Consider the following 12,838-nt stretch of genomic DNA (forward strand, 5'->3'; position numbering starts at 1 on the left):
GTATTTTTAATATAGCTCAAAATTTTCAGTGCAACTGATTTTTTTATGAGAAAGATGATTTATTTTTAAACTGGTTTATTTTTTTGTAAAAAATGGACTTTTCAGCCAGAGTATATCAGTGAAGGATCTCCTAAATGCGGCATGTGCTTTAATGGTAAAATATGGCACAAATCAGGAGATCCTCCGTTGTCAACTTCAGGGATGACGAGGTCTTGAACAATTACGATTACATCGTTTTTCTTAGAGCTTCTGAAGCAGTTTCTTCTTGCTTTGGCTCATATTTATAACAAATACTCGTTACTGCATTGGTTAAATGTAACACAGCCTTGCCCGCGTTAACCGTAAGTGGATTCACAGTGCAACCTGAGGTAACTCCAGCATAAACAGTACCCAAACCGGTAAAATTAAGCGCGCAATTTCCTATGCTGGACAACGCGTTATCATTGCTACTGAATGTCACTACATTAAGTGCACACATTGCAATATCAAAGCCATTTTCCCAAACTGTTTCTGGATTAGACAACAAATTATATGCAGCAAACATCAGAGCAAGCCCATTTGTGATTTGCATGGCGGCACGCCATTTATTTTCCGCATTAAAAAAACCAAACATTTTAATCCTCCTTAAATCAGTAAAGTCTGAACGAACTTTAAACACAGGGTTCTTAAAAATCAAGTCATTTATGTTATTGGTTGCTCAAACAATTCAAAAACGCAATAAAGCAGTTTCAGTTCACTGAAATAAAGAAAATCCTTAACTATCACATGCATTTCACTTATGCATGTAAAAATTAAATATTGGCAGACGTTGAAATCAATTTTTCTTCATCACGCTCGTGTTCCTTTAAGGGTTGAGGTTTTCTTTCAGCAAACAAGCTTAATAAACTGTTCATTAATAAACGCACCGTACGCTTGTTTGGATTTATATAATTTTGCTCCTCTTGGAGAACTTCCTGCACCTCTACGTTAAATTGGCTTCTTATATGATTTTTAATGGGAAAATCCAGATTCGGAGTGCGTTCAATTTGTCGTATTCCCTGATCTACAGCACGTTGATATTCACCAGCTAATCGATCTACTTTAGTTTTCAAAACAACGGCATCATCAATCATTTTTGCTGTCTCAGTTTTGAAAAAAGCAAAGTACTGAGCTAAAAAATTGCAAATTTTCACGAAGAATCCATCATGCAACCGGATAAACTCCCCCAAAGTTTCACTATGTCCCCGAAGTGTATTTAGGGAAAGTGAATTTTGTTTTAGGGTGGTAAGTAACTTACAACTGGCTTGTACCGCATCGCCCATCGAATCATTTGCTTTTTTCAAAAGGGCAAGTTGCTCAGAACTTTCATTTTCTATCAACAACCTCAGTGTTACATCATAATTAAAAAAACGATGGTTTATCGCAGCAATTTGACTCTCTTTCTTTTTCAACTTGCTTTGTAAATCCTGCAAACATTCATCAAGCAAAGCTTTAAGCTCCATTTTGCACGAACTATCTAATGTAGCAGGCAGGGTGGATCCAATTGCTTCTTGCATCACTTGAGGTGTAGCCGTTCGATAAACAACAGTGAACGGTGTAGCCACCCAATTGATTCCTTGCACAGCCCCTGAAGATAAATTTGAAGACGCGAGCGAACTCTTTAATTGCTTTATTTTATCAAGAAGTTTTTGCTTTTGGGGACTCTCTATATCTTCTAAAAGAGCTTGATATAACTCTTTATGGGCCTCTATAAAATCTAAAAAATATTTTCTTCCAATAATTTTTTTATCATTTTCATCTATTGCTTTAATGAATTGATTCACCTTCTCTATTTTTCCATCAAGCTCCGCCTTTTTCTTGCGTAGCTCAATTAAGCTAAAAATACCTGAAGAAACTTTTTCTATATCTGCTTCAAGCTCATTAAGGCTATCAAAAATACTTTGCTTGACTTGCTTTTCTTCTGCTGGAAACAACCTGGCTGTTGCCGGTGCATGGCGTTTTATTTCATGCAATTCATGTGTTCTTGCAGGTTTTGCATTGATTGAAGGACTAATACCTAATATTTTGAGGTAGCGTCTGCTTAAGAGATCTTTAATTGGTTTTAAAGGATCAACCGCAACACGATCGGTTTTTTTTGTTGATAGTTCTGGATGATTTAATCGCTCCATTTTTTCTTCTATTCTTTGCAAAAAAAAATCTATTTTTGGTTTGATTTGATTTAAATCAAAAAAAAATGAAATCGCGAGTTGTGCTTTCCAATCTATTTGCTCAATTGCTACTTTGATAAGTTGGAGTAACATATATGATGAGAACATAAATGCTTTATAGTGATTTTTATCGGCAAAAGGCTGGGTGTTTAAAATAAGTAATTTTTCAATATTTCCAATTAAGGTAAAAACATTTTCCGTGGCATTCTCTTTCCAGTTCTCATACATCTTAGATACAATCATACTGGAATGAGAAAGTAATTTTTTTTCTTTATCCGCTGTTTCGGGTAGTTGTGCAATTGCTTCATCAATAAATAGTTTAACAAAAGCGATTATTCCCCATGAGCGCACTTTATATTGATCAAAATCTTGAAATTTTTTCTCCGCATTGGTTCGGATTACTTCAAGATCATCTACTGAGCTAACGTAATCGCTAATCAGCAGAGCTGAGTTTAGGATATTTTGCTCTGCATCGGATTGGCTTCCACGCCATTGTTTAAAACGTTCACTTTTACTCAGCATAGACTAATCGATTCGTTGAATGGCCCTAAAATTCATTCTACAAAAACACAGATTAAAATAAAACCATAATAACTATCAATTGATCCAAAAAAACAATCTACAAAAATTAATAATAACAAGGAAGTAAATGCAAGTGAGTTTAAAATCAGCTATTCTAAATGCATACACACAAGGAGAAGCAAATATGCCATCAAGAAAAGGAATCTATCTCTTTACCCTAATTGGCTTACTCCTTGGATTTGCTCTTGATGGGTTAATCCGAAATGAAATTACCAAAATATTTGATTATGCCTTAATCAGCCTCTTTGCCCTTTTATATGCACTGGCTTATAACGATAAAAATTGCTTACGATTGGTTGCAAGCAGCTTTTTAATCGCCTTGTTCTTGTCGTTGCCTTTGCTCCCTATGGAAGCGCGTTTTGCAGTCTTACCGCTTGAACATTGGTTTACATTTTTATGCGCCTTCCCAATATTTATTTATGTAGGACATTCATTTCACTATGCATACCATCATGATAATACCTGGCGGATCACCTACAACAGTTTATTTGCTGCTGTATGGAATACTATTCTTCTACTTTTTGTTGCTTCTGTGTTTTCCGCTTTAGCTAATTTGCTTATCTTTTTAGGCGCTTTTATATTCAGAACTGTAGGAAATGATTTCTTATGGAATTTGTATTCAAATAATCTACATTTTCGTTTGATTTCCCATGTTACTTTGTTTTTTATAGGACTTGGCATTGGACAACAAAACATCAACATCATTTACAATTTACGCTTTTTATTATTAAGGATGATGTATTATCTATTCCCTTTTTTAGCCTTAATCAGCATCGTGTATTTTATTCTTTATTTAGGCCATTCCCTAAAAGACGGTGAAGAATACGTCGATCCCCTCACTATTTTAATTCCTATTACGTCCTTGGGGATTATATTTTTTAACGCATATTTCCAAGATGGAAGCATAGACTCAGGAACGCCCTCCTGGCTGAAGTTATTATTACGTATTTATCGTATCATTTTATTTCTTTTAGTCATAATGATGACTTATAAAATTTTCCAATCCTATTCCTTGGATGTTAATGTTGTCATTTGTATTATCACGGTAATCTTATTTAGTTTAACTTATGCAATTACCGCGTGGTTTCCTGAACACATGGAGCAAAAATGGATACGAATAGGAAATATTAGCTCTGCATTGTTTTTTATAATTGTGCTCTTTTTGTTCAACCTACCGTATGCGCCAATAGTATTTCAGGTAGGCTCTCAGTCTGCCCTATTAACATAGTAGGAAGTATTTGTATAAAAATAACGACGAAGGATCTCCTGAATGTTGTACAATACTAATCCATACATATGCTTCATTCAGGAGATCCTTCACTTCGTTCGGGCACGTAGCCTGGGTGAAGGCAAAGCCGTAACCCGGTCTCGAAACTATATGTAGACACCAGCTCCCGGGTTACGCTATCGCTTCACCCAGGCTACAATGTTTTCTTAAGTTGACGCCATTGTGAGAGCGATTACTCCATATCAGGAGTGGGTCTGACATTTCCTAATCGAGTATTTTCCTCAACTACCTGATTGACAAATGTATTTCCATAACCAATCCAGCACCCTTTTTTAATGGTTGTTCCTGGACCAATAACTGTATCCATACCAATAAAAACATTATCTTCGATGATTACCGGAGCAAGAAAAAGTAGGCTACCTACATCAGAGTGACAGCTTATTGACACTCCGCTCGCAAGAGTGACATTTTTCCCTACAGTAATTAATGGACAATCCACAAAATCGATGTCAAAAGAACTCACAATTTGAAAGGAAACTTTCGCACCTAATGCACGCCAGTAAAAAAACTTCGCGATGTTGAACGTCTGTAATAAAGGGATCAGGCCAATTACTTTAGCAGAACGAGTCAGCGCAAAATGACAAAACCAGGCAACCGTCATTTGATTCATTTCACGTTTATATCGGCCTGGTTTTAAGCGGGGTAAACACAGCCTAATGGCTGCAATGATTATGATAAAAGAGGCAAATAAAACAAAGGGAGTCAAAGGAAGAACGAACCATGTATAGGCATAACCATGATAGATAAATAGACCCGCTATACTAAAAGCAGCTACGCCAGGCATCAAACTAAATAAGATGGATACCAAGTCACTAATAATAAGCATAGACGGTGATAATTCAGTCTTTCCTGGAGCTTTTTTTGATTTGGTTTTATTCTTTTTAGTCATAACATGCATTCCTTTTATAATTGCTAGGTGAGCAGCCCCTGGGGAGAGTCACTTTTTCATTATTCATTAGTAAGCCAGCGTCATATTTATTGTTCTGTAATTACTCGCTGAGAAATTAGTTTGGGTTTAGTCTGTGCATGGCTATCTGCCAGCAATTCATCTTTAGGCAATTGCAATAAAACCATGGGAAGTACTTCTTGAGTCTTCACGCCATGAGCATAAGGTTCATTTATTTGCATTAAGCGTTCGTGCATACGCACTAATAACGAATCAGGTATTTGAATTGCATCATCAGTAACAAAGACAATTCTATTTCCCCAGCTATTACGAGCAAAATACCAATGAGGTTCTATTTCAAAAGAAATATCGCGTAACATGTTTTGCAACTCTTGGCCCGCGACAGAACAATTTTCCAACTTAATCATTTGTGTTTTATAACAAAACTCAAGTCTTGGTGCCTTATTTAAGAAGCCAGTACATTTCACTACATCTTTTAACTGATAACGAACAAAGCCCATTGCTGTAGTTAAGAAAACCTCATAATTTTTGCCTTGCTCTAACTCCCAAGATTGTAAAAAATTTTCTTTATTAATACTTTTACCCTCTTCAATAAACTCGGCAATATGTGCACCAGGATGCAAAAAACCTCCAGGTTGATCGTCTATAGGAACAGTAAGCCATCCCTCCGTAGCGGAAAAAGTACCATCAACCATGCCAACTCCTGGTCCTAACAGTTTTTTCAATTGACGTGCAGGATATTCACAAAGGCTGGAAATCCAGCATCCAACTAAATTCAAGGAAGGCCAAAACTCTTTAAATGAGATTGGATTTTGTTGTGCTAACTGACGTAAGAAACGTCGACGCTTTCTTGTAATTTGAATCGGAGGTAAAAAATCAGGAACAGGTTTTTCTCCTAATAAATAGGGTAAAAAATGTTTAAAATCTTTAAGACAGCGCTCAAAAAAAGTATCAATAACCATAGGGGTTACTGCAAATATTGCACTCAGATCAGATGCTAAAGCATATAAAGCGGACCATTGTTCATAAACTTCTGTATTATCGAATACTTCGTCAGGCATAGCATAAAAACGCTTAATAAAAGAAGGTAAATTACGATAATTAAAATTGCTAATCCAACCTGAAGGAGTACCAGCTGGAGACGTTCTATGCGAATCAACTGCTACCAAATACAACATTTTTTCTTTAAACAACCCATGAAAACGCTGAGCCAGAGTATAAATATAAGGTGGCATCGTACGTTGAAACTGAGTCTGAAAAGACGCGGTGATTGGAAAAAATTTTCGAACGCCTGTAGTTCCTGAACTCTCTGACCAAAAAATCAATTGTTCCCCATTAAAAGGCTGAATATGACTGTGTTGGGCAGCCAACAGCTCTGCTTCATAATCCTCATAATTCGTAATTGAAAAATCATTCAGGCTTAGAGTTCGGATATTTTGTAACCGAGGTTGCCAATACATGGACTTTTTTAATAAAGGTACAATCTCTTGATTCCATAAGCGTTCACGTGCATGCTCGGGATATTTCGTATCATTAATAAATACTTGATATTTTTTTCGGGTAATTGCTGTAATAAATAGTCTTTTCCAATTCATTCCCATTACTAGCCCAAATGAATGCGATACGAAATGATAACCTCAAAAACTAAAGTTGGCGAGGCACTTTAATCGGGTATTGATATGGGAATCACCGAAAATAATTGATGTTGCTCATAAAATTGAGATAAACAGCCTGCCATAGACTCTTGCAATCTGGTGTCAATCTTTGAACATGAATTTAATTTGTTAAGAATTAATTGGATTGCCAAATGAATCCAGTCTATACCCAGTAATTCTTTCGCCATGAGTTGCTGATTAAAATGCCAAAAATGAAGGCAACAACTTGCTGCAAAAATCCAGCAATATTGTTCTGCTAAACGAAATGCGGTTAGACTGCGTGGGTCAAATTGTTTTTGTTCTTGCAAAGAAACTACTTCGCAATCCAATCGATTGAGTTCGGTACGAACTGCATTGATTAATGGGTCGATTTGCTTCGATTTTAATACGGATAAACCAGCCAAAATATCGTCTTCTGTATGAGTGAAAAGACCCAAACTATCTAGAGAAAATTCGGGGCAAATACAGTTAAGCTTAAAAATAGACTCCAATTGCTGTAGTTGACTTGGAAGACAACTCCCTCTCATCTTTGCTTGCGGTAATAAACTTCCCGCAATCACCGATAAATTAACCTGACTACTCCCATCAAACAAACCAATTACCGAAATATCGCGTCTGATTTTCTGAAACATGGCCCATTCAGTTGTTCGCAAATAAGCTCGAGCCCCCATCACTATGCTGCACTCTTCGACAATTCCTTCCGTTATTTTAGGAATGAAAAATTTAATAATGGCAGACCAAAAAGATAATTGTTTGGGCATCACCGAACATGCCCGAGCCACAGCTAAAGCCGTACAATCTGCAACGAGTAATTGCGTAAACTGCTCTCCCAGTCGCTGTTTTACAACAGGAATCTCATATGCAGTCTTACCATACAACTGCCTTTGCCGACTAAAAGAAAGTGCTAACCGTAGCGCAGTATCTGCAGCACCTACAGAAAAAGAAGCACATAAAGTTCGTGAAACCTGTAACGTTTTATAGATAATTTCCAAACCGCGTTGTTTCTCACCAACCAATGCATCTTGGGGTAAAAAAAACTGTTCCAAAGAAAAACCACTAATGTCCAATCCTCTAACCCCGTGCGTAGGAAGTTTGGGGGTTGGCATAAAACCGGATTGAATTGCAGATTTATTTAGAAAAAAAACCGAGAAGCCTAAAGGTCCTCCCCGTTCATGAGTACGACAAAGGAGAGTAATATTGTGTCCCAGAGTAGCAAAATTAATGCACCATTTTCTTCCCGACAACTCCCAACCGTTCGTACAAGGTTGGGCTGTTACTTTGTTTGCCATGATATCAGACCCATGCTCTTCCTCAGTCAAAGCACATGCGGTAATTTCGCCACGACGAAAAGATGCTGCCAGCTCTTTTTTCTGTTTTTCATTTCCCGCTATCCAAACGGGTAAAGCCCCCAGGAATGGCAGACCCAGGGCGATACCTGTAGTTAAATCACGTCTGCATATTGATTTAACCAAACTATACCCAACATCGAGTGACTCAAACTTCCCGCCAAGATATTGAGGGATTAGATAATCCATAAAACCCCATTGCTGAATCCGCTTGATTTGCTTCCAGGCAAGCTGTTCTTGTTCATCATATTGCACGCTTTCTTGAAAATTGATCAGACTATCCTTTTTTTCAGGATTGCCTAAATAGGTTTCAAACGAATGAATTAATTGCAGTAAATCGTGGTAAGAAGACATGATGATCCTTACAAAGTTGCGTTTTTTCCCTTACCCCTGCCCCTCTCCCGAAAACGGGAGAGGGGATCTTCGCGCACTTTAAGCTAAGAAAGTATCCCTTCTCCCTACCAGGGAGAAGGTGCCCGATAGGGCGGATGAGGGTTCTTGTTATTTCCTCACCAACTTACACAATAGAATGTCGTGCAATGGGCAGATCATCCATCTTGCGATATAAGTATTCCAAATGTTGCGCCAAACGACTACGTATTTGTTCGGGAGTAATAATTTCATCGATCAAACCCGATACATATGCATCCATTAAAGATGGGTCAAGATGCAGCTCATTCGTTTCATTCGAGTTGATTTCGGTAGATACTTGTCCATCCGTACTTTGCACCTTTTTTGTAGTCTCTTTGCCCATAACGCCAAGCGTTGCAGTCTCTAAAGCCAAAACTAAATCACCCTGTTGCGATACGGTTTGCATCATGAGAAACGCAGCGGCACCATAACATTTACGAACAATCACGCTCATTCTGGGCACACGAGTTTGCATTGCAGCACATAATCTAGCCCCATGTTGTAATAAACCCTTTTGCTCTTCGCGTTTTCCTGGCATAAACCCCGGAACATCAATTAAAGTAAGTATGGGAATTCGATAAGCATCACATATACGGATAAATTTAGCTGCTTTTTGCGCAGCATCAGAATCAATCGCGCCACTAAATCGAATACTCTGATTTGCTACAACCCCTACCGCATACCCATGGATACGCACAAAAGCACAAATCATGGCTTGACCATACATGCTTTTGTATTGTCCTACGTCTGAATCATCCACAATAGCCTGAATTAAATCGAGCATATTAAATGGTACTCTGGGATCAGCAGGAATATTGGGAAAGGCATGCGCAGGCTCTAAAACTGCATGCACCGGAGGACATTCTCCGCTATGTAATGGAAAAAAGTGAAGCATGTTTTTTACGTGATTGATTTGCGCGCTGATACTGTCATCAACAAAATCAGCGATGCCAGTAGTACTCGCATGCATTGTTGCACCACCGAGTTCACTCATACTGACTTTTTCACCGATTGCCTGTTGAACAACCATAGGACTGGTAACCATCAAATAGCTACGATGCTTGTTAAAGAAGAGCAAATCCATCAACACTGCAGAATAAGCAGGTGCACCCAAAGTAGGAGCAACAAGTACTGCAAATTGCGGAACAACTCCTGATAGGTTGATATTACGTGCGATAATTTGCGTGTATTCATCACCACTTAGCAAATTTTCTTCTAAAGAAATACCAGGGGATGCTAAAAAAGCGACAATAGGGATGCGTAAGTCTTTAGCCCTATCCATGAGGCGTAGAATCTTTTTTGCACCTTGGCTGGTTATATATCCGCGATTAACCGAATGATTATGAGCATATATCGCAACCGGTCTACGATTTACTTTAGCTAAGCCCGTAATCACTTCAGCCCCAAATTGTAAATGGAGTTGATCATTAGGAGCATAATCGGCAAACAATGGAAGAAAACTATGCTCATCAATGAGACTTTCTATCCACTTCATCGTGGTTTTATCAACAGACGAAGAGGTCATATATCACTCAACTTTCAGTTAAATTTGTGCAAAATAATACACTTCGTAATTAATAGGGTCAAATTCTCCTAAAAAAAAGGTTATAATCCAGCCGCATTAAAGCCGTGAAAAAAATGTAAGGTAAATCTATGGAAATTTTGTCCCCTAATATTCGTTTTGATATTACAGCCGCATCTCGTGTCCTTCCTGACTCTCCTCCAGTCACTAATCTGGATATTTTACAAAACTTCCCAAGAACCTCGGGCCACACTTTATCTTTTTTAGAAAAATTTGCTGAAAAAATTGGTGAGGAGTTTGGCTTTAATTCTCGTTATTGGTGCCATAAACCTTGGGAACCGTTAGACAAATCCAAAGAATTGACCGCTGAATCATTAGCTGCTGAAGCAGTACAAAAACTATTGACACAGTTTACTCCCTCAAAAATCCATGCTTTTTTGTTGGGATCGACAACCAATAAACGCTTTACAGGCTCACAAGCTGCGGCGGTTCTTGGAAGCTTAGGAATAGATGCCCCTGCCTATGATTTAAAAACAGGCTGTTCCACTTCCTTATCTACACTTCATCTTGCCTATGCTTTAATGGCTTTAGGTTACAAGAATGTCATGGTCAGTTGTGCCGAGACATTATCCAAAGTAATCGACCCTGAAAATGAAAAAACCTGGATAGGTTTAGCTGATGGTGCTGCAGCTTTGTTCATGGAAAAAAAGGAAACAGGTGCTTTCACCGTTGAAAAAAGCTTTTTTTCTACTGAGGGAAAATACGTTGAAGCATTTACCACTCAGGGCGTTTTTCCGCCCACCAAAGAACAAATTGATACCATTGGTTATCATTTAATTGGTGATGAATTACTGTTGAAAGAACTGGCGTATGCTAAGTACAAACAGATGCTGGCTCATTTATTACCTACAGAAGAGGATAGAAAAGCCATTACCTGGATTATACCTCATCAAGTGAACCGCAAATTAATTACCCAACTTCTTCAAGAAAATCAACTGATCAATAAATCCATAATTTGGGATTCCGATACAATTGGCAATATTGGTGGCGCATCGGTTCTGTATTCTTTAGCAAGAGCGGTTGAAGAAAAGATTTTTGACCGTCCTGGAAAAATACTCATGATGAGTGTCGGAGGCGGCCTCTCTTATGCAGGGCAAGTTCTCCAATATCATAAATCATGAGGTTTCTGTGATGAATAAAGAGATTTTCAATTGTGCCTCGCTCGTGGATGCAGTTCAATACAGAGCCCTTCATACTCCAGCAAAGGTAGGCTGTACTTTTGTAAATAGAGATTTAGAAGAAAAAATGACTTATGCTGAACTGGATGAGCGAGCAAAAGCCATTGCTGCACAATTACGAACTCAGGGAGCAAAACCTGGAGACAGGATCCTATTATTATTTTCTCCTGGTATTCCCCTGATTCAAGCTTTTTTTGGTTGTCTCTATGCAGGGTGTATTGCGGTACCCATTTATCCCCCTGCCCAAGCAAAATTATTAGAGAAGGCACTTCGTATTATTCAAAATGCAAAACCTGTATGTGTGATTATGACCGCCGATCATTTAGTCAAATTTGCCACACCGGATAAACACGGAAAACCCTGTTTGGATAACGTTCCATGCTTAGCCATAGACACCATAGAATTACACATGAGTGAACTGTGGCAGCCATCGCTTATTCGTGAACACGACATTGCTTTTCTTCAGTACACATCAGGGTCTACGATGCATCCTAAAGGAGTGATTATTACGCACGGCAATTTGCTGGATAATATTCACAAAATATACAATGCTTTTCAATTAAATGAAGAAACCATTTCATTCAGCTGGCTCCCGCCTCATCATGATATGGGATTAATAGGTTATATTTTGACTCCGATTTACGCGGGTGTTCCAACCTATCTGATGTCTCCTTTTTCTTTTTTACAAAATCCGCTTTCCTGGTTACAAAATATAAGCAAATACAGAGTAACCATTAGTGGTAGTCCGAATTTCGCTTACGATTATTGTGTTAAACGCATAAAGGAAGAAAAAAAACAGGGCTTGGATTTAAGTTGCTGGAGAATTGCATCAAATGGAGCAGAACCCATTAGAAAAGAAACTTTAGAGCATTTTTATGATGCCTTTAAAAATTATGGGTTTCGCAAAGAAACTTTTTATCCTTGTTATGGCTTGGCTGAAGCGACTTTACTAGTAACCGGCAATGTTCCAAATACACCCTATCGCACGCTTACTTTAGCTAAAGAACAATATCAGGATCATCGAGTCCATTTTGCTGAGGAAGGAAGCTCTTTTAGCCACAGTCTGGTTAGTTGCGGCCAATTCATGCAAACTGTAAAAATTGTTGATCCAGAAACATTCACCCTCTGTGATGATGATCAAATTGGTGAAATTTGGGTGCAGAGTGCCAGTGTCGCTCAAGGTTATTGGCAACAAGATGAAGAAACACAACATGCATTTCAAGGCAAACTTCATGATGACCCAAGGAATCAATTGTATTTAAGAACTGGCGATTTAGGGTTTGTACATGAAGAGGAACTCTATGTGACGGGGCGTATCAAAGATTTGATTATCCTCTATGGAAAAAATCATTATCCACAAGATATAGAATACTCTATCTTACATGCGCCAGTGCATGAATCTCTAGGTAAATGTGCTGCTTTTGTCATGCAAACGGAGCATGAATACGAGCTTACTGTCATGTGTGAGGTAAAAAATCGCTCGATGACACCTGAGGAACAGGACACTTTATTCAATACCATCTTTGAACTGATTTATCAGACCCATCAACTTGAAATTCATAACATTGTTCTTATTCCACTCAAAGCAATGCCGCATACCACCAGTGGTAAAATTCGTCGAAATTTTTGTCGGCAACACTTATTGGATAGTACACTACCTATTATCGCTACTTGGCGATTGAATAAAGTTGAGGGTTAAGATC

General features: G+C 38.2%; 9 protein-coding genes. 3 read left to right on the plus strand and 6 right to left on the minus strand.

All coding sequences use genetic code 11. The annotated features are described in order from the left end of the window. Nucleotides 1–226: 226 nt before the first annotated feature. Together Lstg_RS06965 and Lstg_RS06970 are read right to left on the minus strand one after the other, a co-directional pair. Nucleotides 227–613 (minus strand): hypothetical protein, encoded by a 387-nt coding sequence (locus Lstg_RS06965; protein ID WP_058476944.1) that lies wholly within the window; start codon nucleotides 611–613, stop codon nucleotides 227–229. A gap of 178 nt (nucleotides 614–791) precedes the next feature. Next, nucleotides 792–2,708 (minus strand): hypothetical protein, encoded by a 1,917-nt coding sequence (locus tag Lstg_RS06970; RefSeq protein ID WP_058476945.1) that lies wholly within the window; start codon nucleotides 2,706–2,708, stop codon nucleotides 792–794. Nucleotides 2,709–2,892: 184 nt separating this feature from the next. Between Lstg_RS06970 and Lstg_RS06975 the strand changes: the two genes are divergently transcribed. After that, nucleotides 2,893–3,996, plus strand: a complete 1,104-nt coding sequence (locus tag Lstg_RS06975) for a hypothetical protein (RefSeq protein WP_058477050.1) — start codon at nucleotides 2,893–2,895, stop codon at nucleotides 3,994–3,996. A 232-nt stretch (nucleotides 3,997–4,228) separates the two neighbouring features. Here the strand turns inward: Lstg_RS06975 and Lstg_RS06980 are convergent, their stop codons facing one another. From Lstg_RS06980 to Lstg_RS06995, 4 genes are all read right to left on the minus strand, one after another. Then, nucleotides 4,229–4,945 carry a DapH/DapD/GlmU-related protein gene (locus Lstg_RS06980; protein WP_058476946.1) on the minus strand — a complete coding sequence of 239 codons (717 nt, stop codon included), beginning with the start codon at nucleotides 4,943–4,945 and terminating at the stop codon, nucleotides 4,229–4,231. 86 nt (nucleotides 4,946–5,031) lie between these two features. Further along, the gene (locus tag Lstg_RS06985) at nucleotides 5,032–6,558 is read right to left on the minus strand and encodes a GH3 family acyl-acid amido synthetase (protein WP_058477051.1); all 1,527 of its coding nucleotides are present in this window, start codon (nucleotides 6,556–6,558) and stop codon (nucleotides 5,032–5,034) included. A 68-nt stretch (nucleotides 6,559–6,626) separates the two neighbouring features. Beyond that, the gene (locus Lstg_RS06990; protein ID WP_058476947.1) at nucleotides 6,627–8,318 is read right to left on the minus strand and encodes an acyl-CoA dehydrogenase family protein; all 1,692 of its coding nucleotides are present in this window, start codon (nucleotides 8,316–8,318) and stop codon (nucleotides 6,627–6,629) included. 163 nt (nucleotides 8,319–8,481) lie between these two features. Beyond that, complete coding sequence (locus Lstg_RS06995; RefSeq protein WP_058476948.1) at nucleotides 8,482–9,900, minus strand: acyl-CoA carboxylase subunit beta; 1,419 nt, start codon at nucleotides 9,898–9,900, stop codon at nucleotides 8,482–8,484. Between the two features lie 128 nt (nucleotides 9,901–10,028). On the opposite strand from Lstg_RS06995, the gene Lstg_RS07000 reads away from it, so the two are divergent. Both Lstg_RS07000 and Lstg_RS07005 read left to right on the plus strand, forming a co-directional pair. Continuing rightward, nucleotides 10,029–11,078 (plus strand): 3-oxoacyl-ACP synthase III family protein, encoded by a 1,050-nt coding sequence (locus tag Lstg_RS07000; protein WP_058476949.1) that lies wholly within the window; start codon nucleotides 10,029–10,031, stop codon nucleotides 11,076–11,078. A 10-nt stretch (nucleotides 11,079–11,088) separates the two neighbouring features. Further along, nucleotides 11,089–12,834 (plus strand): fatty acyl-AMP ligase, encoded by a 1,746-nt coding sequence (locus tag Lstg_RS07005; RefSeq protein WP_058476950.1) that lies wholly within the window; start codon nucleotides 11,089–11,091, stop codon nucleotides 12,832–12,834. The last annotated feature ends 4 nt before the right edge of the window (nucleotides 12,835–12,838 follow it).

This window comes from Legionella steigerwaltii, assembly GCF_001468065.1.
Classification (GTDB): Bacteria; Pseudomonadota; Gammaproteobacteria; order Legionellales; family Legionellaceae; genus Legionella; species Legionella steigerwaltii.